Origin of the sequence: Brachybacterium sp. AOP25-B2-12 (assembly GCF_052378625.1) — a bacterium.
GTDB lineage: Bacteria > Actinomycetota > Actinomycetes > Actinomycetales > Dermabacteraceae > Brachybacterium.
The window spans coordinates 1-24609 of sequence record NZ_JBQSXW010000020.1 but is presented as its reverse complement, the minus strand read 5'-3'; the positions used below and the strand labels follow the sequence as shown (position 1 = coordinate 24609).

The window sequence follows — 24609 nt, the reverse complement described above, 5'->3', positions numbered from 1 at the left end:
CCTCGCCCTCGCCCTCGACTCTGCACCGCAGGTCACCTCACCGACAGGAGATCCACCATGACCGACACCACGACCCGCGCGGGAGCGACCCTCACCGCCCGGGCCGACACCCCCGACGCGCCCGCCGCCCCCGCACCCCGGGAGGCCCTGGCCGTCGACCCCGCCTTCGCCGAGGCCTGGGAACTGTGGCACCGCGACCACGAGCTGCGCCGCACCGACCCGCTGGGCTTCCTCGCCATCGTCGGCCTCTACTGGCTGGGGGCCGAGCCGATCACCGTGCCCGGCGCACCCGGCCGCTGGCATCTGGGGCCCGACGGCCCCGTCGTCGAGCTCGCCGACGGCGAGCGTCTCACCCATGGCGAGGACGTGCTCACCGGTTCCCGGGAGCTCGGCTCGCTGCTCGTGGACGGCTCGGCACGGCTGGGGTTCGTCGACGGGCCAGCCCGATCCGGGGCCGATGGCGAGTCGGCCCGCCCGGCGGTCGCCGACGGGGCGAGCAGCTCCGGGGCCGGTGGCGAGTCGGCGCGACCCGTCACCGCGGAGGCGTCGGAGGGCTCCGGGCCGGGGACGCGGCCCTCGGCAGGTCCCGCGGAGGACGATGCCCCGGCGTTCGGGTTCTGCGAGGTCGCCGTCCGGGGCGACGGCGTGATCCTGCGTCCGCGGCGATCCGACAGCGTGTACCTGGCCGAGTACACGGGCACCCCCGCCTACCCCGCGGACCCGCGCTGGGTGCTTCCCGCGCGATTCGTGCGGCACCCGGAGCCCGTGGCGGTTCCCGTGGGGTCGGTCATCGAGGGTCTGGACCACGAGTTCCCCTCCCCCGGCACTCTCGAGGTCGAGCTGCCCTCGGCGGACGGCCCCGTGCCGTGGTCCCTGACCGCCTTCGCGCGCGACCTCGAAGGAGGCCTGAGCGTGCTCTTCCGCGACCTGACCAGCGGTGTCACCACCTACGCGGCGTCTCGGAGCGTGGCGGTCCCGGCGCCGGACGGGGAGGGCCGCACCGTCCGCGACCTCAACCGTGCCGTGAACCTCCCGTGCGCCTACATCGACTTCGCGACCTGCCCGCTGCCCCCGGCGGGCAACCGCCTGCCGGTGCCGGTCGAGGCCGGGGAGAAGCTGCCCCCACGCCGCGCGGAGTCCTCGCCGTGGGAGGGCGCCGCGGAGTGAGCGCGCCGGGCGAAGCGCCGATCCCGGGAGCGGGGACCTCGGGCCCGCGGGCACTCGACCGGCGGATCACGCACGCGTGCCGGGCACCCGGTCCTCCCGTCCGCGGCGCGGGGCGAGCACCCGCGCCGCGCTGGCCGCGTGCCTGCTCGCGGGCTTCGCCACGCTGTTCGACTCCGCCGCCATCGCGTATGCGACCCCTGCCGTCAGCGCATCGCTGGGCGGCGGCACCGCCGGGGTGCAGGCGCTGCTGGCGTCGTTCTCGCTGACCTTCGGACTGGGACTGGTCCCCGCCGGCCGCCTCGGGGACGCGTACGGGAGGCGGGCCCTGTTCGCCATCGGCCTCGGGATCTTCCTCGTCGGCGGGATAGTGACCGTGCTGGCTCCGGGGATCGGCGTGCTCATCGCGGCGCGCCTGCTCCAGGGACTCGGTGCCGGCGTCATCAGCGCCCAGGTGCTCGGCGCGATCCAGGACCTGTTCATCGGCCCCGCCCGACTGCGGGCGCTGGGCCTGTACACCGGCGTGGGCGCCCTGGCCGCGCTGGTCGGGCCGCTGGGCGCCGGAGCCGTCCTCGCGGGGATCGAGGCGGACCTCGCCTGGCGGATCGTCCTGCTGCTGCCCCTGCCCTTCGCGGCCGTCGCCGTCCGGCTCGGGCTGCGAGGTCTGCCGGGACGGGTCGCGACGGAGCCGGGGAGCTCGCTGATGCTGGGCGAGGTGCCTCCGGCGGAAGGGTCGTCCATCGTCGGGACGAGCACGGCGTCCTCCTCGCGCCACCGCGCGATCGTCGCGAAGGGCCGGCCGCGTCGGCGCACGCCGCTCGACCTCCCGGGCATCGTGCTGCTGTGCGGGCTGGTGGTGCTCCTCATGGCGCCCGTGCTGCGCACCGGGACAGGGGTCGGCATCGCCTCGGTGCTCGCGCCCCTCGGCGCCGGGGCCGCGGGCATCGTCCTGCTCATCGTCTGGGAGCTCGTCTACCAGCGCGGCGGCCGCCTGCCCCTGTTCGCCCGCGACCTGGTGAGGTCGCGCGGCTTCGTCGCGGGGAACCTCGCGGCGATGCTGTGGTTCGGCAGCACCCTGTCGCTCTCCTCGGTCCTCACGATCCACCTGCTGACGCTGCCCGGCGCGCACCCGCTGCTCATCGCCCTCCTGTTCGCGCCCGGCGCTCTGGCGCGTCTGGTCGCTTCGCTCCTGTCCGCCCGGGTGCACGGCGCTCTCGGGCCATGGGCGATCGTCGTGGGGCTGGCGCTGCAGACCGCGCTGCTGACGACGCTGGCGCTGCTCGCGCCGCGCGTCGACGGCCAGTCGCTGCTGGTGCTCGCCGCGGTGGCGCTCGTGGGACTGGGCTTCGCGGGCGGTGTCATCGAGCCGCCGTTGCGCGTGGTGACGCTGTCCTTCGCGCCCGCCCACCTCCACGGTGTCGCGGCGTCCTTCCTCCAGCTGACCCAGCGGCTCTCGGCGACCTACCTCGTGGCGCTGACCACCGGCATCCTGCTCGGGGCCGCCGGCGCCGGATCCGAGGCGAGCCTCGGCATCGCGGTCGCGACCTGCGCGATCGCCGCCGGCGCCGCGACGCTCGTCGGCCTGGACCGCTCGCTGCGCAGGACCACGGGCCAGGGGAGGTCGGCCCCGGTCTCGGGGATCAGTGCCGAGCGGGCACGGACGCTCGAGGCGTCGACGGCGACGGTGTCGTGAGGTCTGCGGGGCGGGCGGCCGTCGAGTCGCTGGATGGGGACGTCGCCGGTTCATGACGTCGTCGGCGCGTGACGCGAGAGGGCTCGCGGCGTGGGGGGTGCGTGGCGTGGAGGGCTCGCAGAATACCCACGGCCGGCTCCCGAGAATGGCCCGCATTTAGCGCACACGCGCATTATCAAATACATTTCTGGTGCGTAAAGCGGTAAGGCCTTCTTTGCTATCGCGAAATGCGTATTCGCTTTATCGTGGGTTCTGCCGGACACCGGCACCGAACCTTCAGGAGGCCCCCATGACCGTCGTCGACATGCCCCGCGTCACCGAGTGCACCGTCTCGGGCTGCTCCTACAACCACGACGGCTGCCACGCCTTCGCCGTCACCGTCGGCTCGGACACGAGCTGTGCGACCTTCATCCCCCTCGACGTCAAGGGCGGCCTGTCCAAGGTCGTCACGCAGGTCGGCGCCTGCCAGCGCTCGGCGTGCGTGCACAACGAGAACCTCGAGTGCGGCGCCGCCTCGATCAAGATGGGCGCGGGCGAGGACACCGCCAACTGCCTGTCCTACGAGGCCCGCTGACCAGCACCCCCTGACCACCTCCGCGCCCGGAGGTGCATGAGCGGCCTTCGCCCGGCCGCCCCCGAGAGCCCCGTCCGGCGTCGCCCCCGCCGACGGGGCTCCCGTTCGTCGGGGGACGACCGGCGTCCGGGGCGCATGCACATGACCCCGCACGACGTCGCATCCACCGACGGAACCCGGTGACCACGACGTTCACAGGAGCGCCTTGGCGACCACCACGACCGTTGCTGCCCGTGCACTCCACCCACACCCGTCGCCCGGTCACGGACCGAACAGCCCTGGCGCATCGGCAGACGGCGCGGGCGATGTGTCTCCGGGACGGCTTCTCGCCAGGTGGCTGCAACAACCTGACTCCAGACGCCCGAGAGCCCCGAATTCCGAAAGCTCGGGCTTTGCGAGTCAGGTTGTTGCGCGCCCCACCCCGCCCGCTCCGCCCTCAGGCAACGAGGCCATGGAGGCTGCCCTTCGGGTCGGGATGTCGCACAGCAGGGAGTCCTCGGGAGCGACGAACTCCACGTCGCCGGGGACGTCGAGCCCGTGGGCGCCCGGCTCCCGGACCATCAAGGCTGCCGGCAGATCGTCGGCGGCAATCACGGCCGTCGATCCGGCGCGACTCCCGCCGGCCGAGCGGGCGGCGAGGTCGCGGATGACCCGCAGGGCATGGCCCGAGGAGTGGTCGCCGCGGGACAGCGACACGAGGATGCCCCGGCGTTCGCACCACACCGGGAAGCGACTCCCGCCGTCGACACGCCACCGCCCCGCCCAGCGCTCGAGAAGGCGGCACTCCGCGTCGATGTCGCCCACCCCCGACCAGCAGTCCGATCGTGCGACGCCACGGACGATCCGGGACTCCCGGTCTCGGGGGTCGGGGCCTCAGGACCTCGCGGCCTCCGGGCCGCGGACCGTCGCGGGGCGCCCGACCAGGCCGGCCCGCAGGAGGGACCTCAGCACAGTTCGGGCGCTGCGCTGGACCTCTGCGAGCGTCAGCCCGTCCTGCGCGGCGAGGGCATCGGCCACGCCGTCGTCGCGGACGGTGCCGAAGTGCTCGCGTGCACCGGGCATGAGGACGTCCACCTGGGCCCGTACGCGGTAGGCGCTGTCGCGCAGCGCCGGGAACCCGGGGTCCTGGGACATCTGCATCCACCAGTCGGTCATCACCGCGCCCTCGTAGCCCCATTCCCCGCGGAGGATCGTCGTGGCGAGGTCGTAGTGGTAGTGGGCCCAGACGCCGTTGATCCTGTTGTACGAGGTCATGAGGTTCCGCGGCGCGGCCTCGCGGACGCACAGCTCGAAGCCGCGCAGGTAGATCTCCCGCAGCGCGCGCTCGGACACCCGCGAGTCGTGGCGGGTCCGGTTGGTCTCCTGGCTGTTGGCCGCAAAGTGCTTGGGACAGGCCGAGACGCCGCGGGACTGGATGCCCTGGACGACGGCGTCGGCCATCCGCCCGGTGAGCAGGGGGTCCTCCGAGAAGTACTCGAAGCTGCGCCCGCCCAGGGGGTCGCGGTGGATGTTCATGCCGGGGGACAGCAGCACGTCCGAGCCCTTGCGGATCATCTCCTCGGCGTGCAGCGCCGCCAGCTCGCGCACCCCGTCGACGTCCCAGCTCGAGGCGAGGGCCGTGCCGCACGGCAGGAGGGAGGCGTGCGCCGCGAGGCGGATCCCCGAGGGTCCGTCGGTCGTGATCTCCGCGGGGACCCCGCGTGCGCGGAGCGCCTCGCTCACGCCGCCGAGGGCCCCGGCGTTGCCCGGCGCGCCGAGCGGGGAGTCCATGACGAGGTCCCCGTAGGTCAGGTCGACGAGGTCCTCCGGGGTGAGGGTCGCGATGAACGCGTCGAGGTCCAGCTCGCTCCGGGCGACGGCCGCGAGGTCCGGCAGGGGTGAGGGCACGGGCGTCGCGGCGGGGATCTCCTCCGGCAGGCGGGCGAGGATCCGGGCGCGGAGGTCCACGGTCGCCACGGGCACCGGTTCGTGGGAGGGGACCGCCCGTCCGTCGGCATCCCGGGCGACGACGAGACGGTCGAAACGGTGCTCGGGGCGGACGGCCGCGGCCTCCTCGAGCTGCTCCAGCACCTCGAGCTCCGGGAGCTCCCGGGTCCCGAGCACCCGCGCGGCGCGCGCATCGGTCCCCAACAGGTAGCGGTACGTGCCCGCCGGCAGCACCCAGGCGCTGCGGTGTCCGGTGGACCCGGCGTCGTCGTACGAGGCCAGCATGCGGCGCGGAACCTCGAGCACCACCTCGTGCCGCGCCCCGGGTGCCAGGTCCGGGGTCCGCGCGAAGCCCACGAGCACCCGGTCGGGGGTGCCGAGCGGGCCGTCGGGGGTGTCCGCATAGAGCTGGACCACCTGGCTCCCGATCCGGTCCCCGGTGTTGGTGACCTGCACCGTCACGGTGTCGGTCTCCTCGCCGAGCACGAGGGTGGCGTCCGAGAGCTCGACGCTCGTGTACCCGAGCCCGAAGCCGAAGGGGAACAGCACGCGGTCCTGCGCGAAGGTCTCGAAGTACCGGTACCCGACGTACACGTCCTCGACGTACTCGGAGAACTCGGGGGCCCCGAAATGCCCGGCGCTCGGGTAGTCCTGGTAGGTGCGGGCGATGGTGTCGGTGAGGCGCCCCCCGGGCTCGACGGCCCCGGTGAGCACGTCGGCGATGGCCCGCGCGCCCTCCATGCCGCCCAGCCACGCGAGCAGCACGCCGTCGATCGGGTACTCCTCGACCCAGCCCAGATCGATCACGTTGCCCGCGTCGAGCACCACCACGGTGCGCGCGAAGGCTGCGGTGACCTGCGCGAGCATGTCCCGCTCGAGCGCGGTGAGCAGGTAGGAACCCTCCTCGAGGACGTTCTCCCGGTCCTCCCCCGCGGCTCTGCCGATGACGACCACGGCGGTGCCGCTGCGCTGCGCGACGGCGTCCACCAGACCCGGCGCCAGCGGCATCTCCGGGTGGAACCGCGGCCACCGGCCCCAGACGTCCCCGGCATCGGCCGGGTTCTCGGCGCACCAGCGGGTGTAGACGTCGGCGAGCTCTGCATCCACCGTCACCGTGCCGCTGTCGCGCAGGGACGTCAGCAGGTCGGTGGCGTACGTGGCGTTGACGTCGCCGCCGGAGCCGTAGCCCACCGAGAACCAGTCCCGCTGGACGCGCCCGAAGATGGCGACGGGCGCGCCCTCTTCGAGGGGGAGCACACCGTCGTTGCGCAGCAGCACGGCACCGCGGGCCGCGGCTTCCCGTGCCCGCGCGGCCAGGCGCGGATCCACCCAGCGGTCGTCGTCGGCGGGGGCGGTCGATGCCTGGGAGAGCAGGTCCTCGGTCATGGGCGATGGCTCCTGGGGTGGCGATGGGGAGGGCGCGGCGATGGCACTCCGGGCGTCGTCGTCCGGTGCACGGCGGGGGCGCCGCCACCTCGTCGGGCGCGCCGACGGCGGTGCCGCAGGTCTCACGGTACGACGGGCCGGTGGGGCATGGCTGGGCGGGTGAGGACTCCAGCTCGGCTCCCACCACGCCCATCCGGCGGCGGTAGGGTGGCCGCCATCCGACCCCCGGGAGGGCACGTGGACGCAGTGGACACCGATGTGATCGTGATCGGCGCGGGCCTGGCAGGACTGCGCTGTGCCGCGGATCTGCAGACGACCGGGCTCGATGTCCAGGTCCTCGAGGCCTCCGACGAGGTGGGCGGGCGGGTGCGCACCGACCGCGTCGACGGGTTCCGGTGCGACCGCGGGTTCCAGGTGCTCAATCCCGCCTACCCGGCCCTGCGCGACAGCGTGGACCTCGGTGCGCTGGGCCTGCAGAGCTTCGCGCCCGGTGTGGGCGTGCTGAGCGATCGGGGGCGCGGCCGCTCGATCGTCGCCGATCCCCTGCGCCGCCCCTCCCTGCTGCTGGACACCCTGCTGTCCGGAGCCGTCGGCCCCTCCCAGGTCGCCGGTGCCCTGCGCTGGCTCATCGGACCGGGCCCGGACACCCCGGACATGCCGCGCACGGTCTCGATGGACGAGGCCCGCTTCCACGGTCCGCTGCGCACGGAGGTCGTCGAGCGGTTCCTGGCCGGGGTGGTCCTGGAGACCGACGGCAGCTCCTCGGCCCGCTACGTCCGCGACCTCGCACGCCTCTTCCTCGCCGGCACGCCGGGCGTGCCCTCCCTCGGGATGGGCGCTCTGCCGCGACGGCTCGCCGAACCCCTGGGCGCCTCCGTGCACCTCGGCGCCCGGGTCGAGCGGATCGGCCGGGACGGCGGTGCCGCGACCGTGCAGGTCGAGGGGCACGTGCTGCGGTCCCGTCAGGTGGTCGTCGCGGCCGGCCCCCGCGCGACGAGCGACCTCGCGACGCTGCCGGAGGTCGCCATGAAGGGTGTCACGACCTGGTGGTTCGCGCCCGAGGAGTGTCCCACCGGCGTGGACCTGCTGCTCGTGGACTCCCGCCACCGCGCCGGGCCGCTCGCGAACACCGCGGTGCTGTCCAACGTCGCGCCGAGCTACGCGCCGCCGGGTCGGCATCTCGTCCAGGCCTCCGCGGTGGGCGTCGGCCTCGCGGCCGAGGAGGCGGCGATCCGGCGGCAGCTCTCGGATCTCTATGCGGCCGATGCCTTCGCGTGGCCCCTGCTGGTGCGCCACGACGTGGCCGATGCCCTGCCCACGGAACCGGCCGGTCGCCGCGCGGGCCGTCCGCAGGACGTGGACGACCTCACCGTCGCCGCGGGGGACGTCGAGGGCGGGGCCTCGATCCAGGGGGCGCTGGACTCCGGCGCCCGGGCCGCCGAGCTGGTCGCGCTGCGCCTGGGCACCGCGGCGACGACGGGCTGAGCCGGGCCGTCGGTCCCGCACGAGCAGGTTCCGGCCCGCAATCCCGCATGGCGTCCCTCGAGGGCCGACACCCGGTCGCGGCCGGCCCTGCCGGACCCGATGCCCACGGTCCTCCCGGACGCCGCCTCAGCCGGCGAGGCGCCGCACCGCCCGCACCAGGCTGCGTGCCGGACCCGCCTTGGCCACGAGCCCGACGCCGAGCACCCCGGTCGCCGTCCCGGCCAGCAGCATCAACGGGTCGCGGAGCTTGCCCACGCGCCCGTCGGTCCCGGCGAGCACGGTCGCGATGCCCACGAGCAGCGCGCTCATGGTGATGCCGGCGATCACCCGGTCCCCCGTGCTCTCGACCCTCTCGACGAGGGGCTCGAGGTCCTCGGGGTGCAGACGGGCCTCGACGCCGCGGGCCTCGTAGTCGTCGAGGATCCCGAGCAGACGGTCGGGGAGGTCCGCGAGCAGGCGCGCCTTGCGCTCGCCCTCGCCGAGGAGGTGGCCGGCGAGCGCGCGGGGGCTCCACGCCTCGAGGATCGCGGTGCGGCTGACCTCGCCGACCACCTCCCCGAGGTGGAAGTCGGGGTCCAGCACGATCGCGCTGGACTCGGTGAGCACGAGCATCCGCAGCAGCGTCGAGATCTCGGCGGGCAGCTGCAGGTGATGGCGGCGCAGCATGCCGGTGAGCTGGGAGAAGAAGTCCAGCATCGACATCTCGGCGAGCTTGCCGGAGATGGTCTCCATGAGCCGCGAGACGTCGCCGCGCAGCACACGGTGGTCGACCTGCCCGCGAGGCGGCGCCAGGCGCAGCAGAGCCCGGGTCACGGCATCGGGATCCTTGCGGCCCAGGGCGATGACCAGGCGCAGGATGTCGCCGCGGGCATCGTCGGAGAGTTCCCCGACCATGCCGAAGTCGATGAGCCAGATCCCGCCGTCCTCACGGACGAACATGTTGCCCGGGTGGGGGTCGGCGTGGAAGAACCCGTCGATCAGCACCATGCGGACCACGGTGCGCGAGGCCGCCCTCGCGAGCGCCGGCCGGTCCAGCCCCGCGGCGTCCAGGGCCTTCGTATCCGTGATCCGGATGCCGGCGGCGAACTCCTCGGTGAGCACCGCGGGGCTCGAGAGCTCGGGATGGACTGCGGGGATGCGGACCACCGGGTCATCGGCCAGGTCCTTCGCGAAGCGCTGGGCGTTCTGCGCCTCGACGGTGAGGTCCAGCTCGCGGCGCAGCGAGGCGTCGAAGGAGGCCACGAGGTCGGTGACGTCGAGCTCGGCGGCCAGGCGCGACTCCTTGGCGGCCACGGAGGAGAGGTCGCGGAGGATCGCGAGGTCCGCGTAGACCTCGGGCACGATCCCGGGCTTGCGCACCTTGACGACGACCTCGGTCCCGTCGTGCAGGCGGGCCCGATGGGTCTGTCCGATCGACGCGGTGGCCAGGGGGGTCCGGTCGAAGCTCGCGTACAGCTCGTCGACGTCCTTGCCGAGCTCCTCGCGGATCACGGCGACGATCTGCTCGGCGGGCACGGGATCGGTGCCGTCCTGCAGGCGCGAGAGCTCGTGGGCGTAGGCGGGCGGCAGCAGGTCCTCGCGGGTCGCGAGCATCTGCCCGAGCTTGATGAAGGTGGGACCCAGCTCCTCGAGCGCCTGCCGCAGCCGCACCGGGCCGGGGACGGCCTCGTGGTGACGGTGGTGGGACCCCAGCCCCGGGACGCGGGCCCGGAGCCCGACCTCGCCGGCGAGGGTGCCCCATCCGAACCGGACGAGCACCTCCGCGATCTGCCGATACCGTTCGCTCTGCCTGACGACCATGGATCACTCCTACGCCATCGCGCAGTCCAGAGCAAGGCGGGACTCCCGCCGACCCGGTGCTCCCCCGCGCACATCGGCCCGATCCGGCCCTAGCGCAGCTCCTGGATCCGGATCGTGGTGCCGGCGGGATCGCGCAGGGCGCAGTCGCGCATGCCGTAGGGCTGCTCGGTGGGCTCTTGGATGACATCGGCCCCGGCAGATCGGACCTGGGCGAAGGTGGCGTCGAGATCCGGGGTCGCCAGGAGGATCCACCCGTAGGTGCCCTTGGCCATCATCTCGGTGATCACGCGACGCTCCTCCTCGGTGACGCCGGGATCGGTGACAGGCGGCGCCAGGAGGATCGAGACGTCGGCACGCTGCGGGGGCCCGACGGTGATCCAGCGCATCGTGCCCCCGCCCACGTCCTGACGGACCTCGAAGCCCAGGACGTCCCGGAAGAAGGCGAGCGAGGCCTCGGGATCGCGGTGCGGCAGGGCGACGGTGCTGATCGTGAGTTCCATGGGGTCAGCGTAGGGACGGGGCCGTGCGCGACACATCTCCGTTCCTGATCGGTCTGGTCATCCGTCCGGCGATGCAGGGCGGCACGCCGGCGCTGTCGGTGCCCGCCTCGCGGCGGTAGACGCTCGGAGGCACGCCGACCAGCTCGATGAAACGGGTGCTGAAGCTCCCGACCGAGGAGAATCCCACGGCCATGCAGACCTCGGTGACGCTCAGCTCGCCCCGTCGCAGCAGGGCCATCGCTCGCTCGATGCGCCGCGTCATGAGGTAGGCGTGGGGCGTCTCGCCGTAGGCGCGACGGAATGCCCTGCTGAGATGCCCGGCGGACAGGTGCGCACCCCGCGCCAGGGACTCCACGTCCAGCGGCTGGGCGAAGTCGCGGTCGATGCGATCGCGGACCCGGCGCATGAGCGTGAGCTCCCGGAGGTGCTGCTCGGCGGTGGTCCGGACCGTCATGCGGGCATGCCGCGGACGGCCCGGTCGGCGATAGGCCTGCCCACGAGCGTCCCGACCGCGATGCCCAGTCCGGCGATCGCGAACCAGATCAGCCGCGCGTCGGACGGTCCGATCAGTGCGGCGATTCCTGCCCCCAGCGGGACCAGGCCCGTCAGCAGGATGGGGGCCCAGGCGGCCCGGTGCCCTGCGCGCCAGGCGCGGTCCGAGGCGCGCATCGGTGCGGTCCGGTAGCCGACGAGCGGGTTCCGCGGGAGCCGCCCGGCGCGCGCGGCGATGCCGCCGACGACGTACAGGCCGCCGACGACGAGGAGCAGGATGATCAGCACGATCTCGAACATCGTCCGACACTACCCGCCTGTGGTCTGCACCACAGCGCCCGGGCGGCGAGCGCGCACCCGATGACGACGGGCCCGGAGAGGATCCCGAGGTCGGCCAGGGCGACGGAGATCATGCCCGGCGCCGTGACGGTGTCCCATGCTCGGCCGGCCGTCCTCGCGGGGGTCAGCGGCCCCCGGTGCGGACGATCCGGGCCACGGCCTCGCGGATCTCCTCGGTGCCCCGGGTCTCGGTCGCGAGAGCCCGGTGGATGGTCAGCCCCTCGATGAGGGCGTCCAGGAGTCGCGCCGTGAGCGGATCGAAGCGGCGCTCGAGCGCCCTGCGGCTGCGCCGCATCCAGGAGTCGGTGAGCCCCCGGTAGGAGGGGTCGCGCGCCGCGAGGGTGTAGAGCTCGTGGCTCAGCACCAGCTCGCGATGGGACGCCAGGACGTCCTGGTCGATGATCGCGACCACCGCCCGCTCGGCCTCCTCGGGTGTGGTCGCCGCGTCCATGCGGGCCTCGAACCGCGTCGCGACCTCGTCGATGAACCGGGTGAACGCCTCGTGCAGCAGGTCGTCCATGCCCGTGAAGTGGTACGTCATCGAACCCAGCGGGACGTCGGCCAGAGCGGCGACCCGGCGGTGGGAGGTGCCCGCCAGCCCGCGATCGGCGATCACCGTGAGGCAGGCGTCGATGATGTGGTCGCGGCGCTCCGGATCGTGGCGTCGAGTGCGCACCGCGGTGCTGTTCTGGGTCACGGGGCCCATGATGCACGCTCCGTGCACCCTCCGGCGGGCCGGGAGCGTGAACGTCGGAGTCGTGCACCGTTCCTCCACGAACACCCCCGTGCCTACGGTGGACGCATCCGCCCGCGGAACCGTCGAGGAGCCCTCTCCGGGACGATGCCGCATCGTCGATCCACGAGGAGCGATCGCATGTCCACCATCGGATTCATCGGCGCCGGCAACATCGGCGGCACCGTCGCCCGGCTCGCCGTCGACGCAGGCCACGCCGTGGTGCTCAGCAACTGCCGCGGCCCCGCGACGCTCGGGGGCCTCGTCACGGAGCTCGGTCCGCACGCTCGCGCGGCGACCCCCGAGGAGGCGGCCGCGGCCGGCGACCTGGTGGTCGTCACCATCCCGCTCAAGGAGTACCGCAGCGTGCCGGTCGAGCCGCTGGTGGGCAAGGTCGTCATCGACACCGGCAACTACTACCCCGAGCGGGACGGACGGATCGCCGAGCTCGACGACGAGTCCACCACCACCAGCGAGCTCGTGCAGGCCCACCTCCCGCGGTCCTCGGTGGTCAAGGCCTTCAACAACATCTCCTACGTCCACCTCGCGGCGCTCGCGCGGCCCCACGGGGCCCCCGACCGCACGGTGCTGCCGATCGCCGGGGACGACTCCGCCGCCAAGGCCGCGGTGACACAGTTCCTCGACTCGATCGGCTACGACGCGCTGGACGCCGGGCCCCTCGCCGAGGGATGGCGCTTCCAGCGGGACCTGGCCGCGTACACGAAGCCGTACGTCGGGGACGGGAAGTCCGAGACCGGCCACCCGGTCGATCGCGCGCAGCTCGAGGCCGCCCTGCGGGAGGCGAAGCGGTACCGGAACCTCTGACCTCGCACCGAGGGTGAGCACCCGGCCGCGATCGGGGGCGGCACCGTGCGCGCCGTGCCCGCCGTCTCCTCAGGCGCGCGCCGTGGCGGGGTCGATCTCGCAGGCGCCGTCATCGATGCAGGTGCCCGCGGCGGGGGCGACGTGCTGCAGGGGGTGGGCCGCCGACCAGGCCTGCTCGAGCCCGCTGAGGAAGGTCTCGGTGCTCTGGCCGCCGGAGATCGCGTACGTCTCGTCGAGGACGAAGAACGGGACGCCGGTGATGCCGAGGGGCTGCGCCGCGGCCTCGTCGGCCCGGACGGCATCGGTGAAGGTGCCGTCCTCGAGCGCGGTGCGTGCGCGCTCGGGGTCGATCCCGGCATGGCGCGCGATGTCCACGAGCCCGTCGATGGTGAAGATCGTGCCCTCGGCGGAGAAGTACGTGCGGAACACCGGGCCGATGACGTCGATGCCCTCGGCGGCACCGAGGTGGACGAGCTCGTGGGCACGGCGGGTGTTGCCCGCGTGCCGCTCGAGGCTGAAGGGCAGGGCCTCGGCCTCGGCGAGCTGCTGGATCCGCTGCTCCTGGGCCCGGGCCTGGCCCGGGCCGACGCCGTGGCGCGTCTGGAAGAACTCCAGCAGCGGCTCGGTCTGGTCGAGGGGATGGCCGGGGTTCAGCTCGAAGGACCGGTGGATCACCTCGACCTGGTCGCGGTGGGCGAAGCGGGCCAGCGCCTGCTCGAAGCGCGCCGTGCCCACGTAGCACCACGGGCAGGCGATGTCGCTCCAGATCTCGACCTTCATGACGGGTCCCTTCCCACGAGGGCGTCGCACACGGTGTCGACGCGCTGATGGGACGACGCTAGCACCGATATGGGCAGGGGTGCCCGTTTAGTGGGTCACAGAACGTGCGGTGTGCGAGGAGGCGCGTCCGGGACCGCCCGGCATCCGGCGATGGCGAGCTGGGCGAACCGGGTCGAGGGGGCACCGTCCCGCGGAGCGGCATGGGCGAGCACGCCGTCGTGGGCGTGGAGCAGGACCTCGACATCGGCGGCGGAGAGGTCGGAGCGCACGGCGCCGGCCTCGCGGGCCCGATCGATGATCCGGTCGAGGCCCGCCAGGACACGACGGCGCTCCTGGTCCACGCGCTCCCCCGGGCTGAACGGCCGCAGCAGGGCCGCGCTGAAGGCGCGGTCGGCCCGCTGCTGCTCGAACAGGGAGGCCAGGAACGCCTCGAACGCGCCCCCGGGGTCCAGGTCAGCGCGATCCAGAAGCTCCGCGACCATCGCCGAGCACGCGGCGATCCGGTCCTCGAAGACGAGCTCGAGCAGGCTCTCGCGGGTGGGGAAGTGCCGGTAGAGCGTCGCGGTGCCCACGCTCGCACGGCGGGCGATCTCGATGATCGGGACCTCGGGCCCCTCCTCCGCGAACGCCGCGCGGGCGGCCGCGGCGACCCTGTCCCGATTGCGCACGGCATCGGCGCGGAGCGGGGCGGGGGCGGGGTCGGGCATGCGGTCATCGTAGGGCGCGGCATCCGGGACGGGAGCGGTCCGCGAGCCCCGGACGCCGGACCGGGCGAGATGTGGGGCTGGAGACACCTGGTCCGCGCAGCTCGCCACCGATACCCCCCAAGGGTATAGTATTCGGCATCGCCCCCGACGTAGCGTCCTCCGGAAGGAGACCACCATGAGCACTCGGCACACCGGCCATCCCGATCACGACCAGCACCCTGATCACGGCGAGACCCCCGGGCACGTCGACCACTCCGGCCATGGCGGCCACATGGGCCACGTCCAGATGTTCCGTCGCCTCTTCTGGATCATGCTCGCGATCGCCGTGCCGACCGTCGTGCTCGACCCGATGTTCGCCGACATCCTGGGGTACCCGCTGCCGGCAACCGGCTGGGTCACCTGGATCTCCCCCGTGCTGGGCACCGTCCTGTACGTCTGGGGCGGCAAGCCGTTCCTGACCGGCGGCATCGACGAGCTGAAGGCCCGTCGCCCCGGGATGATGCTGCTCATCGCCCTCGCGATCACCGTCGCCTTCGTCGCGTCCTGGGGTGCGACCCTGCACCTCCTGGACCACGAGCTCACGTTCTGGTGGGAGCTCGCGCTGCTGGTCGTGATCATGCTGCTGGGGCACTGGATCGAGATGCGCTCTCTGGCCCAGACCACCTCGGCGCTGGACTCCCTCGCGGCGCTGCTTCCCGATGAGGCCCAGAAGGTCGACGGCGGGCAGATCGTCACCGTGGCGCCTGCGGACCTCGTCGTCGGCGACGTCGTCGTGGTGCGCCCGGGATCCTCGGTCCCGGCCGACGGGCGGATCGTCGACGGGGCGGCGAGCATGGACGAATCCATGATCACCGGCGAATCCCGCACGGTGCGCCGCGGCGTGGGGGACCCGGTGGTCGCCGGCACCGTCGCCACCGACTCGGGACTGCGCGTCGAGGTGACGGCCATCGGCGCCGACACGACGCTGGCCGGGATCCAGAAGCTGGTGGCCGATGCGCAGGCGTCCTCCTCGCGGGCACAGCGGATCGCCGATCGTGCCGCCGCCTGGCTGTTCTGGTTCGCGCTCGGCGCCGCGGTGATCACCGCGATCGTCTGGACCCTCGTCGGCTCGCCGGACGACGCCGTGATCCGCACGATCACCGTCCTCGTCATCGCCTGCCCCCATGCCCTGGGCCTCGCGATCCCGCTGGTCGTGTCCATCGCGACCGAGCGCGCCGCGCGCGCTGGGGTGCTGGTCAAGGATCGCCTCGCGCTCGAGTCGATGCGCACCGTGACCACGGTGGTCTTCGACAAGACCGGCACCCTCACCAAGGGCGAGCCCACGGTCACCGCGATCGCCCCGGCCGACGGCCGCACCGACACCGAGGTGCTGGCCCTGGCGGCGGCCGCCGAGACCGACAGCGAGCACCCGCTCGCGGCGGCCATCCGCGGCGCGGCCGGCACGCGCGACCTCGCCGTCCCGCAGGCCCGCGACTTCTCCTCCTCCCCCGCCGTGGGCGTGCGCGCCCAGGTCGACGGGCACATCGTCGCCGTCGGCGGCCCCGCCCTGCTGCGCGAGCACGGGCTCGAGGAGCTGCCGGGGACGCGCACCTGGCGCGACGAGGGCGCGATCATCCTGCACGTGCTCGTCGACGGCAGGATCGCCGGCGCCCTGCGTCTGGCCGATGAGGTGCGCCCCGAGTCCCGCGAGGCGGTGGACGCCCTGCACGCGCGCGACGTCCAGGTCGTCATGATCACCGGCGACGCACAGGCCGTGGCCGAGGCGGTCGCCTCGGACCTCGGCATCGACCGGGTCTTCGCCGGCGTGCGTCCCGAGGACAAGGCCGCCAGGATCGCGGCCCTGCAGCACGAGGGCGCGAAGGTCGCGATGGTCGGGGACGGCGTCAACGACGCCCCGGCCCTGGCCCAGGCCGATGTCGGCATCGCGATCGGCGCCGGGACCGACGTCGCGATCGCCTCGGCGGGCGTGGTGCTCGCGTCCTCGGACCCCCGCGCCGTGCTCTCGGTGATCACCCTGTCCCGCGCCGCGTACCGCAAGATGCGTCAGAACCTGTGGTGGGCGGCGGGCTACAACCTGCTGTCGGTGCCGCTGGCCGCGGGCGTGCTCGCGCCCATCGGCTTCGTCCTGCCGATGAGCGTGGGCGCGCTGCTGATGTCCGCCTCGACCCTGGTGGTGGCGCTGAACGCGCAGCTGCTGCGGCGGGTGGAGCTGCGGCCGGAGGTGGTGGCGCGGGAGGACGTGCGGAGGTGATCCAGATCGAATGTGTGAAATTTCCGAGACGTTCGAACGGAGGGGCTTCAGAACAGCGGCGAGGACGTCCAACGGGGGTCGCCCGCACCAGCCCACCCCGCCTTCAGATCTCACGTTGCTTCGCCGAAGATCTATCGCGCTCGCGCAGACGTTAGATTCGTTCCCACCCCACGACGCGCCGGATCGCCCCGACCTGACCTGGCCTGCGATGTTCGAGCCCGTCCCGCTAATAACTAAGATTCCTTCACGCATATGATCGCATTCGACACCGAGTGCTTCGGCGAGCCAGGCCATTTCCAGAGCATCGTTGAAGTGGGTGAAAGGATATCGGGCTCTTCACAATTCGGGGCCCCAGCTCGTGAAGACCCTCGGCATCAACTCACTCTCGAAGTCGCAAGTCAGCCGGATGGCCGAGTCGCCTAACGAACACGTCGAACAGTTCCGCCACCGCCCCCTGGACAAGGCCGGGCCATTCACGTTCGTCTCCGCCGACGCGCTGACCATGAAGGTCCGCGAAGGTGGGCGCGTGATCAACGCCGTCGTCCTGCTCGCGACCGGCGTGAACGGCGACGGGCACCGCGAAGTCCTCGGCATGCGGGTCGCCACCAGTGAGACCGGAGCTGCGTGGAACGGCTTCTTCGCCGACCTCGTCGCCCGCGGCCTCGCCGGGGTCCGCCTGGTCACCAGTGATGCGCATGCGGGACTGGTCGAGGCGATCGCTGCGCACCTTCCCGGGGCGGCCTGGCAGCGGTGCCGCACCCACTACGCCGCGAACCTCATGGCCGTGACGCCCAAGAGCATGTGGCCAGCGGTGAAAGCGATGCTGCACAGCGTCTATGACCAGCCCGACGCGGCAGCCGTGAACGCTCAGTTCGAGCGGCTGCTGGACTACGTCAGCGAGAAGCTCCCGGCCGTGGCCGAGCACCTCGACGCGGCCCGCGCAGACCTGCTCGCGTTCACGGGGTTTCCCAAGGACGTGTGGGTGCAGATCTGGTCGAACAATCCCACCGAGCGGCTGAACAAGGAGATCCGCCGCCGCACGGACTCCGTCGGCATCTTCCCCACCCGCGAGGCGATCGTCCGACTCGTCGGCGCGGTCCTGGCCGAACAGACCGACGAATGGGCCGAAGGACGCCGATACCTCGGCCTCGACGTCCTCGCCCGCTGCCGCCTCAACCTCGTCCCCGACACCAGCACCGAGGAGGTCACCACCAGCTCCCTGCCAGCCCTGCCCGCCTGACCTCTCAGCGAAGGATCGCTACACCACTTCCAGGGACTTGACCGGAGAACTTGCGGGCCGTCTCCGGCGCGGCGTCCACGTCCACTTTCACCAGCTTGAGCTTGCCGGCACGTTCCGTGGCGACCTTCTCGAGGGCAGGGCTGACCATCCGGCACGGTCCGCACCAGGTGGCCCACAAGTCCACGAGCACCACTTGCGGGGCCTGCTCGGCCACCTCGGCGAAGTCCGCATCGCCCGCATCGACGATCCACGGCACGGCGCTCTTGCAGACGCCGCAGCGCGGGTACCCCGACGCGGCGGCGGGGACACGGTTCTTCTTCCCGCAGTTGGGGCAGGTCACAATCGCGCTCACCCCGCGTCCTCCTCTTCGGCGGGCGCTGCGATGTTGAAGACGAGGTCGCCGTCCTGCACGTCCAGCGTGACCGTCGACCCGTCCATCACCTGCCCGCTCAGCAGCGCACGACCCAGCCGGGTCTCGATCTCATGGCTGATGTAGCGTCGCAGCGGACGCGCACCGTACACGGGGTCGTAGCCGCGGTCGGCGATGAGCTGGCGTGCCGCGGGCGTCAGCTCGATGCGGATCTGACGCTCGGCCAGCCGGGAGCGCAGGTCGGTGAACTGCAGCTCCACAATGTCCTGGATCTGTTCACGACCCAGCGGTGAGAACACCACGATGTCGTCCACCCGGTTGAGGAACTCGGGACGGAAGTGGGCGCGCAACTCACCGAGCACACTGTTTCGCACGTCGTCGGGGATCGCGCCGCCATCGGAGCCCAACAGGTGATGGGCACCGATGTTGGAGGTCATGATGACGATGGTGTTGCGGAAGTCGACGGTGCGTCCCTGGCTGTCGGTGATGCGGCCGTCGTCGAGGACCTGCAGCAGCGTGTTGAACACGTCCGGGTGGGCTTTCTCGATCTCGTCGAAAAGGACCACGCTGTACGGGTGGCGGCGCACCGCCTCGGTCAGCTGCCCTCCCTCGTCGTACCCGACATACCCGGGAGGTGCACCGACGAGACGGCTGACGGTGTGACGTTCCTGGTATTCGCTCATGTCCAGCCGGACCATCGCCGACTCGCTGTCGAACAGTGCTTGCGCGAGCGCTTTGGCCAGTTCGGTCTTTCCCACTCCGGTGGGGCCGAGGAAGATGAACGAGCCGATGGGTCGGCGCGGGTCGCGGATGCCGGAGCGGGCACGGATAATCGCGTCGCTGACGAGCGTGATGGCCTCATCCTGACCGACCACCCGCTCCTTGAGGGTGGCATCCAGGGTGAGGATCTTGGTGCGTTCACCTTCCTGCAGCCGGGCCACGGGGATTCCCGTCCACGCTGCGACGATCTCGGCGATCTCGTCCTCGGTGACCACCTCCCGCAACAGCCGCTGCCCGCCTTGTTTGGAGGTGAGACGCTCCTCCTCGGCGCGCAGGCGTCGTTCCGCGTCAGCGATAGCCCCGTACCTCAGTTCAGCGGCACGGTTGAGGTCGTAGGAGCGCTCCGCTTCCTCCGCCTCCCGCCGCAGCCGCTCCAGCTCACCGCGCAGCTCCTGGACCTTGCGGATCGCTTGACGCTCCGCCTCCCACTGGGCGCGCTTGGAGTCCGCCTCCGCCTTCAGGTCGGCCAGTTCCCGGCGCAGCTCCTCCAGCCGGTTCTTGCTGGCAGTGTCCGTTTCCTTCGACAGCGCCGCTTCCTCGATCTCCAGGCGTGTCACCCGCCGGGTCAGCTCGTCGAGCTCAGCGGGCATTGAGTCGATCTCGGTTCGCAGACGCGCGCAGGCTTCGTCGATGAGGTCGATGGCCTTGTCGGGCAGGAACCGGTCGGTGATGTACCGGTGGGACAGCACGGCGGCAGCGACCAGTGCGCTGTCCTGGATGCGGACACCGTGGAAGACCTCCAGCCGTTCGCGCAGGCCGCGGAGGATGGAGATCGCGTCCTCCACGTCAGGTTCCTCGACCATCACCGTCTGGAACCGGCGTTCCAGGGCAGCGTCCTTCTCGATGTGCTTGCGGTACTCATCGAGGGTGGTGGCACCGATGAGGTGCAGCTCCCCGCGGGCGAGCATCGGCTTGAGCATGTTGCCGGCGTCCATCGCCCCTTCGGTGGCTCCCGCCCCCACCAGGGTGTGCAGCTCGTCGATGAACAGCAGGATGCGTCCCTCCGCTGCCTTCACTTCCGCCAGGACTGCCTTCATTCGCTCCTCGAACTCGCCCCGGTACTTCGCGCCGGCGACCAGGGCAGACAGGTCCAGCGAGAACACGGTCTTGTCGCGAAGGCCCTCGGGCACGTCCTCACGCAAGATCCGCTGGGCAAGGCCCTCCACGATGGCGGTCTTTCCGACACCGGGCTCGCCTATGAGGACGGGGTTGTTCTTGGTCTTGCGGGAGAGGATCTGGATGACCCGGCGGATCTCCGCATCACGCCCGATGACCGGGTCAAGCTTGCCCAACCGGGCGTCAGCGACCAGGTCACGGCCGTACTTCTCCAACGCCTCGTACGTCTGCTCGGGGGTGGCGGAGTTGACGTGCTGGTTGCCGCGGATCTTGGTGAGTGCGCTGAGGAAGCTCTCCCGGGTGACACCGTGCCCGCGCAGCACGCGGGACGCGGGACGGTTGGAGGAGTCGTCGACGAGGGCCAGAACGAGATGCTCCACGGAGATGTAGGAGTCTTTCAGCCGCTTTGCCTCCCGCTCCGCCCGTTCCAGGGTGGAGGTGAGGCTGCGGCTCACGTACACCTGACCGGTCTGCGGGGAGGACCCGGAGACGCTGGGCTTGCGGGCGATCTCCGCTTCGACGTCGGCGCGTACCGCTTCCACGTCAGCACCCGCTGTCTGCAGCAGTCGGGGAACCAGCCCCTCCTCCTGCTGCAGCAGTGCGAGCAGGAGATGCTCCTCATCCGTCTCGATCTGACCGGCCTGGACCGCGATGCTCTGGGCCGAGGTGAGCGCTTCCTGCGACTTCTGAGTGAGTGAGTTCATGTCCATGGGGTGTCTCCTTCAAGTCGGATGGTCCGGTGCTGCTCGAGCTGCTCGATGCGGGCGAGCAGCTCGAGCACGAGTGCGATGCCGGCGTAGTTCACGGCAAGATCGGAGTGCAGACGCACGATGGTGTGCACGCGGGCGGGGACGGTACGGGCGAACCACAGCCGTCCGCTGGTGTCGACGTGGGCGGTGACCAGCCCCAGCTCGACGAACTTCCGCAGCGTATCCGGGTGGATACCTGCGGCCACCGCGGTCGCGGCCAGGTCGGCCCGGGCGACACGGACGGGCAGGTGACGTGAGGTCATGATCCTCTCCTGGCATCAAACGACGATTCGTCGCGGAGCTGTTCGAACAGCTCCCTCTCCTTCTTGCTGAGAGTGCGGGGAACGACGACCTTCACCCGCGCATACAGGTCTCCCGGCTGTCCCCTGCGCGGCATCCCCTGCCCGCGCAGGCGGAGCCGCCTGTCAGTGGACGAGCCGGGCGGAACGTGCACGGTGACCGGGCCGCCGGGGGTGGGCAGGCTGACATCCGCGCCCAGCGCCGCCTCCCACGGTGAGATGGGAAGGTCCGTTTCGATGTCCGCGCCGCTGAGCCGGTACCGCTTACTGCCCTTCACGCGCAGCGTGACCAGCAGGTCCCCGTCCTGTCCGTCGGCGCCCGCGATCCGCAGCCGCTGCCCGTCGACAGCGCCCGCTGGGATGTCGATGGTGTACTCCTGCGCGCCGCCGTACGGGGACGCGACCTGCACCGTGCGCCGCCCGCCCCGGTAGGCCTCCTCGACGGTGATCTCCAGCTCCGCGGTGTGGTCCTCGCCGCGACCGAAACCACCGAAGCCGCCCCCGAAGAGGTCCTCCCAGCTCACGCTCTGCGCGCCGCCCCCGCTCCACGTGTATCGGGTGCCGCCGCTGCGGCGCGGCTGCTCGGAGGAGCGAGCCGCGTCCGCGGCGGCGTACTGCCGGAAGTTCTCACCGAACCGGTCGTACTGTGAGCGGGTTTCCGGGTCCGACAGCACATCGTGGGCTTCACTGATCCGTTTGAAGGTCTCCTCCGCCCCCGGGGCCTTGTTGACGTCCGGGTGGAACTTGCGGGCCTTCTCCCGGTAGGCGCGGCGGATCTCCTTCTGATCCGCCGACCGGGAGACCCCCAGCACGCTGTAGAGATCCTCCGCCATCTCCTACTCCTCCTCCGGCCTGCGGGTGACCACGACCGCAGCCGGTCGCAGCATCCGCTCAGGCGTTCCGAACCCGGGGCGAGTGACGGCGAGGATGCTGCGCGGCGGGACGCTGGCATCCTCGACGACCGAGACCGCCTCGTGCAGCTGCGGGTCGAACTCCGCACCGTCGGTGACAATCTCGGGGTACCCGAGTGCGCGCAACGCATCAGCGGCCTGCGCCCGGACGGCCTTCATGCCACCCAGAACGCCCTCGTCAAGATCCACCCCGAAGCTGAGCGCCCGGTCCAGCCCGTCGACGACAGGCAAGAAGGCTTTGGCGGTGTGCCGCCGCTCCTGCTCGCGGACGGTCTGGATCTCGCGCGCCATCCGTTTGCGGAGGTTGTCGTAGTCCGCCGCCGCCCGGCGCCACCGGTCCTCGGCCGTCTCCAACTGGGAGGCGACCGCTGCTTGCGCGGCGCGGATCTCCTCCGGGGACACGTCGGTGAGGTCGTCGTTCAGCAGGTCCACGGCCCGCGTGTCCTCGTTCTGCTCCTCGTTCTGCCCCTCGACCATCGCGATCCTCCCTCCGTGCTACTTGTCGAACTCGGCGTCGACGACGTCGTCTTCGTCGTCCTGAGCGGGCTGCTCAGCGTGGCTGGCGTTCGCGCGGGCCGCAGCAAGGGACTGCGCAACCTGCAGCAGCTCGCCGGTGCGCTCTTTCGCTTCCTGCTCGCCGACGTTGTTCTGCACTGCCTCGCGGGCCTGCGTGATGAGCAGCTCCGCGCGGGCACGCTCGTGCTCCGGTGCAGCGTCGCCGAGCTCACGCAGTACCCGCTCGACCTGGTAGGCGGCGGAGTCCAGCTCGTTGCGGGCGTCCACGGCCTGGCGCAGCGCCTGGTCGTCAGCCCGGTGCTGCTCGGCTTCCTTAATCATCCGGTCGATCTCGCCCTGGTCCAGATTCGAGGTGTCACTGATGGTGATGCCCTGCTCGGTGCCGGTGTCCTTGTCCTTCGCCGTCACGTTCAGGATGCCGTTCGCGTCGATGTCGAAGGTGACCTCGACCTGCGCTTCACCGCGAGGAGCGGGGCGGATGCCGGTGAGCTCGAACCGGCCCAGCACCCGGTTGTCCGCGGCGATCTCCCGCTCGCCCTGCAGGACGACGATCTCCACCGACGGCTGGTTGTCTTCGGCCGTGGAGAACACCTCGCTGCGTCGGGCGGGGATGGTGGTGTTGCGCTCGATGATCTTCGTCATCACGCCACCGCGGGTCTCCACACCCAGCGACAGCGGGGTGACATCCAGCAGCAGCACGTCGTCGACGTCGCCCTTGAGGACGCCCGCCTGGATGGCGGCGCCCACAGCGACCACCTCATCGGGGTTCACCGTCATGTTCGGCTCCTTGCCGCCGGTGAGCCGCTTGACGAGCGCTTGGACAGCGGGGATGCGGGTGGAACCGCCCACGAGGATGACCTCGTCGATATCGTTCTCGCTGATCTTCGCGTCGGTCATCGCCTGACGCACCGGACCGAGGCACCGCTCAACGAGGTCAGCGGTGAGGTCTTCGAACTTGGACCGCTTCACGGTCATGGTCAGGTGCTTGGGCCCACTGGCGTCGGCGGTGATGAAGGGCAGGCTGACCTGGGTCTGGGACACCGAGCTGAGCTCGACCTTCGCCTTCTCGGCCGCCTCGAACAGTCGCTGCAGCGCCTGCGGGTCGTTGCGCAGGTCGATGCCGTTCTCGTTCTTGAACTCGTCGGCAAAGTAGTCCACCAGCCGGCGGTCGAAGTCGTCGCCGCCCAGGTGGGTGTCACCGGCGGTGGATCGCACTTCGACGACCCCGTCGCCCACGTCGAGGAGGCTGACATCGAACGTGCCGCCACCGAGGTCGAACACCAGGATGGTCTCGTGGTTCTTCTTGTCCATTCCGTACGCCAGTGCGGCGGCGGTGGGCTCGTTGATGATGCGCAGCACCTCGAGCCCGGCGATGCGTCCGGCGTCCTTGGTCGCGGTGCGTTGGGCGTCGTTGAAGTAGGCGGGAACAGTGATGACGGCCTCGGTCACCTTCTCACCGAGGAACTTGCTGGCGTCGTCGACGAGCTTGCGCAGCACCTGGGCGCTGATCTCCTCCGGCGCGTACTGCTTGCCGCGGATGTTGAACCGTGCTTCGCCGTTGGGGCCTTCCACGACGTCGAAGCCGACGGCGTTGGCTTCCTCCTTGATCTCGTCGAAGGACCGGCCGATGAACCGCTTGGCGGACGAGATGGTGCCCTTCGGGTTGAGGATGCTCTGCCGGCGGGCAAGCTGCCCCACCAGCCGTTCACCGTCCTCGGTGAAAGCGACCACCGACGGGGTAGTGCGGGCTCCCTCCGCGTTCGGGATGACCTTCTCCTCGCCAGCCTCCCAGACGGCGATAACGGAGTTCGTGGTTCCCAGATCGATTCCTACTGCCTTGGCCATGATGATTGTTCCTTTCTTGTCGCGTGAGACACGTTTCAGGGTTCGTCAAAGAGCGCGCCAGGATCGGCGCAGGCGCAGGGCTGAGTGCCCGGAGTCAGGAAGCAGGCTGCTTCAGGGGGATCTTTCCG

At 71.5% G+C, this 24609-nt stretch carries 20 protein-coding genes and 2 pseudogenes; 7 read left to right on the top strand and 15 right to left on the bottom strand.

Going from position 1 to position 24609, the window contains the following annotated elements:
• Window positions 1-57 precede the first annotated feature (57 nt).
• From ACT3TZ_RS12960 to ACT3TZ_RS12950, 3 genes are all read left to right on the top strand, one after another.
• Window positions 58-1167: a DUF1684 domain-containing protein gene (locus ACT3TZ_RS12960; protein WP_444583844.1), complete on the top strand. Its 1110-nt coding sequence runs from the start codon at window positions 58-60 to the stop codon at window positions 1165-1167.
• A 76-nt stretch (window positions 1168-1243) separates the two neighbouring features.
• Window positions 1244-2857: an MFS transporter gene (locus ACT3TZ_RS12955; RefSeq protein WP_444583843.1), complete on the top strand. Its 1614-nt coding sequence runs from the start codon at window positions 1244-1246 to the stop codon at window positions 2855-2857.
• 289 nt (window positions 2858-3146) lie between these two features.
• A complete protein-coding gene (locus ACT3TZ_RS12950; protein ID WP_444583842.1) occupies window positions 3147-3431 on the top strand; it encodes a DUF1540 domain-containing protein in 285 nt (94 codons plus the stop codon).
• Between the two features lie 399 nt (window positions 3432-3830).
• On the opposite strand, the gene ACT3TZ_RS12945 is transcribed toward ACT3TZ_RS12950, so the two are convergent.
• A complete protein-coding gene (locus ACT3TZ_RS12945; protein ID WP_444583841.1) occupies window positions 3831-4235 on the bottom strand; it encodes a hypothetical protein in 405 nt (134 codons plus the stop codon).
• 69 nt (window positions 4236-4304) lie between these two features.
• Window positions 4305-6743: a glycoside hydrolase family 3 N-terminal domain-containing protein gene (locus ACT3TZ_RS12940; protein ID WP_444583840.1), complete on the bottom strand. Its 2439-nt coding sequence runs from the start codon at window positions 6741-6743 to the stop codon at window positions 4305-4307.
• Between the two features lie 237 nt (window positions 6744-6980).
• Between ACT3TZ_RS12940 and ACT3TZ_RS12935 the strand changes: the two genes are divergently transcribed.
• Window positions 6981-8228: an NAD(P)/FAD-dependent oxidoreductase gene (locus ACT3TZ_RS12935; RefSeq protein WP_444583839.1), complete on the top strand. Its 1248-nt coding sequence runs from the start codon at window positions 6981-6983 to the stop codon at window positions 8226-8228.
• Between the two features lie 126 nt (window positions 8229-8354).
• On the opposite strand, the gene ACT3TZ_RS12930 is transcribed toward ACT3TZ_RS12935, so the two are convergent.
• The 5 genes from ACT3TZ_RS12930 to ACT3TZ_RS12910 form a co-directional block, all read right to left on the bottom strand.
• Entirely contained in the window at window positions 8355-10028 is a 1674-nt protein-coding gene (locus ACT3TZ_RS12930; protein ID WP_444583838.1) for an ABC1 kinase family protein, read from the bottom strand.
• Between the two features lie 89 nt (window positions 10029-10117).
• Entirely contained in the window at window positions 10118-10528 is a 411-nt protein-coding gene (locus ACT3TZ_RS12925; RefSeq protein ID WP_444583837.1) for a VOC family protein, read from the bottom strand.
• A gap of 4 nt (window positions 10529-10532) precedes the next feature.
• Window positions 10533-10982, bottom strand: a complete 450-nt coding sequence (locus tag ACT3TZ_RS12920; RefSeq protein ID WP_444583836.1) for a helix-turn-helix transcriptional regulator — start codon at window positions 10980-10982, stop codon at window positions 10533-10535.
• Entirely contained in the window at window positions 10979-11320 is a 342-nt protein-coding gene (locus ACT3TZ_RS12915) for an SdpI family protein (RefSeq protein WP_444583835.1), read from the bottom strand. The genes ACT3TZ_RS12920 and ACT3TZ_RS12915 overlap by 4 nt, the downstream gene beginning before the upstream one ends.
• Window positions 11321-11483: 163 nt before the next feature.
• Entirely contained in the window at window positions 11484-12056 is a 573-nt protein-coding gene (locus ACT3TZ_RS12910; RefSeq protein WP_444583834.1) for a TetR/AcrR family transcriptional regulator, read from the bottom strand.
• A gap of 177 nt (window positions 12057-12233) precedes the next feature.
• Between ACT3TZ_RS12910 and ACT3TZ_RS12905 the strand changes: the two genes are divergently transcribed.
• Window positions 12234-12917 carry an NADPH-dependent F420 reductase gene (locus ACT3TZ_RS12905; protein WP_444583833.1) on the top strand — a complete coding sequence of 228 codons (684 nt, stop codon included), beginning with the start codon at window positions 12234-12236 and terminating at the stop codon, window positions 12915-12917.
• A gap of 69 nt (window positions 12918-12986) precedes the next feature.
• Here ACT3TZ_RS12905 and ACT3TZ_RS12900 read toward each other — a convergent pair whose 3' ends face one another.
• Together ACT3TZ_RS12900 and ACT3TZ_RS12895 are read right to left on the bottom strand one after the other, a co-directional pair.
• Window positions 12987-13697 (bottom strand): DsbA family oxidoreductase, encoded by a 711-nt coding sequence (locus ACT3TZ_RS12900; protein ID WP_444583832.1) that lies wholly within the window; start codon window positions 13695-13697, stop codon window positions 12987-12989.
• A 95-nt stretch (window positions 13698-13792) separates the two neighbouring features.
• Window positions 13793-14404, bottom strand: coding sequence for a TetR/AcrR family transcriptional regulator (locus ACT3TZ_RS12895; protein ID WP_444583831.1), 612 nt, complete (start codon window positions 14402-14404; stop codon window positions 13793-13795).
• Between the two features lie 175 nt (window positions 14405-14579).
• Between ACT3TZ_RS12895 and ACT3TZ_RS12890 the strand changes: the two genes are divergently transcribed.
• Together ACT3TZ_RS12890 and ACT3TZ_RS12885 are read left to right on the top strand one after the other, a co-directional pair.
• Window positions 14580-16655 (top strand): heavy metal translocating P-type ATPase, encoded by a 2076-nt coding sequence (locus ACT3TZ_RS12890; protein ID WP_444583830.1) that lies wholly within the window; start codon window positions 14580-14582, stop codon window positions 16653-16655.
• A 352-nt stretch (window positions 16656-17007) separates the two neighbouring features.
• A pseudogene (locus ACT3TZ_RS12885) lies at window positions 17008-17895 on the top strand (IS256 family transposase); the annotation flags it as partial.
• A gap of 37 nt (window positions 17896-17932) precedes the next feature.
• On the opposite strand, the pseudogene ACT3TZ_RS12880 reads toward ACT3TZ_RS12885, so the two are convergent.
• The 6 genes and pseudogenes from ACT3TZ_RS12880 to dnaK form a co-directional block, all read right to left on the bottom strand.
• Window positions 17933-18247 (bottom strand): annotated as a pseudogene (locus ACT3TZ_RS12880) (thioredoxin family protein); the annotation flags it as partial.
• The gene (clpB, locus tag ACT3TZ_RS12875; protein WP_444583829.1) at window positions 18244-20871 is read right to left on the bottom strand and encodes an ATP-dependent chaperone ClpB; all 2628 of its coding nucleotides are present in this window, start codon (window positions 20869-20871) and stop codon (window positions 18244-18246) included. The gene clpB and the pseudogene ACT3TZ_RS12880, both read right to left, overlap by 4 nt.
• On the bottom strand, window positions 20862-21173 hold the full coding sequence (locus ACT3TZ_RS12870; protein WP_444583828.1) for a chaperone modulator CbpM: 312 nt from the start codon (window positions 21171-21173) through the stop codon (window positions 20862-20864). The genes clpB and ACT3TZ_RS12870 overlap by 10 nt, the downstream gene beginning before the upstream one ends.
• Window positions 21170-22042, bottom strand: coding sequence for a DnaJ C-terminal domain-containing protein (locus tag ACT3TZ_RS12865; RefSeq protein WP_444583827.1), 873 nt, complete (start codon window positions 22040-22042; stop codon window positions 21170-21172). The genes ACT3TZ_RS12870 and ACT3TZ_RS12865 overlap by 4 nt, the downstream gene beginning before the upstream one ends.
• A gap of 3 nt (window positions 22043-22045) precedes the next feature.
• Complete coding sequence (locus tag ACT3TZ_RS12860) at window positions 22046-22552, bottom strand: nucleotide exchange factor GrpE (RefSeq protein ID WP_444583826.1); 507 nt, start codon at window positions 22550-22552, stop codon at window positions 22046-22048.
• A 63-nt stretch (window positions 22553-22615) separates the two neighbouring features.
• Window positions 22616-24481 (bottom strand): molecular chaperone DnaK, encoded by a 1866-nt coding sequence (dnaK, locus tag ACT3TZ_RS12855; RefSeq protein WP_444583825.1) that lies wholly within the window; start codon window positions 24479-24481, stop codon window positions 22616-22618.
• Between the last annotated feature and the right edge of the window lie 128 nt (window positions 24482-24609).

Excerpts from the sequence above, each read along its gene's own strand:
- ACT3TZ_RS12960 (WP_444583844.1), top strand. The coding sequence starts at position 58 with ATGACCGACACCACGACCCGCGCGGGAGCGACCCTCACCGCCCGGGCC.
- ACT3TZ_RS12950 (WP_444583842.1), top strand. The coding sequence starts at position 3,147 with ATGACCGTCGTCGACATGCCCCGCGTCACCGAGTGCACCGTCTCGGGC.
- ACT3TZ_RS12940 (WP_444583840.1), bottom strand. The coding sequence starts at position 6,743 with ATGACCGAGGACCTGCTCTCCCAGGCATCGACCGCCCCCGCCGACGAC.
- ACT3TZ_RS12930 (WP_444583838.1), bottom strand. The coding sequence starts at position 10,028 with ATGGTCGTCAGGCAGAGCGAACGGTATCGGCAGATCGCGGAGGTGCTC.
- ACT3TZ_RS12925 (WP_444583837.1), bottom strand. The coding sequence starts at position 10,528 with ATGGAACTCACGATCAGCACCGTCGCCCTGCCGCACCGCGATCCCGAG.
- ACT3TZ_RS12920 (WP_444583836.1), bottom strand. The coding sequence starts at position 10,982 with ATGACGGTCCGGACCACCGCCGAGCAGCACCTCCGGGAGCTCACGCTC.
- ACT3TZ_RS12915 (WP_444583835.1), bottom strand. The coding sequence starts at position 11,320 with ATGTTCGAGATCGTGCTGATCATCCTGCTCCTCGTCGTCGGCGGCCTG.
- ACT3TZ_RS12905 (WP_444583833.1), top strand. The coding sequence starts at position 12,234 with ATGTCCACCATCGGATTCATCGGCGCCGGCAACATCGGCGGCACCGTC.
- ACT3TZ_RS12900 (WP_444583832.1), bottom strand. The coding sequence starts at position 13,697 with ATGAAGGTCGAGATCTGGAGCGACATCGCCTGCCCGTGGTGCTACGTG.
- ACT3TZ_RS12895 (WP_444583831.1), bottom strand. The coding sequence starts at position 14,404 with ATGCCCGACCCCGCCCCCGCCCCGCTCCGCGCCGATGCCGTGCGCAAT.
- ACT3TZ_RS12890 (WP_444583830.1), top strand. The coding sequence starts at position 14,580 with ATGAGCACTCGGCACACCGGCCATCCCGATCACGACCAGCACCCTGAT.
- clpB (WP_444583829.1), bottom strand. The coding sequence starts at position 20,871 with ATGGACATGAACTCACTCACTCAGAAGTCGCAGGAAGCGCTCACCTCG.
- ACT3TZ_RS12870 (WP_444583828.1), bottom strand. The coding sequence starts at position 21,173 with ATGACCTCACGTCACCTGCCCGTCCGTGTCGCCCGGGCCGACCTGGCC.
- ACT3TZ_RS12865 (WP_444583827.1), bottom strand. The coding sequence starts at position 22,042 with ATGGCGGAGGATCTCTACAGCGTGCTGGGGGTCTCCCGGTCGGCGGAT.
- dnaK (WP_444583825.1), bottom strand. The coding sequence starts at position 24,481 with ATGGCCAAGGCAGTAGGAATCGATCTGGGAACCACGAACTCCGTTATC.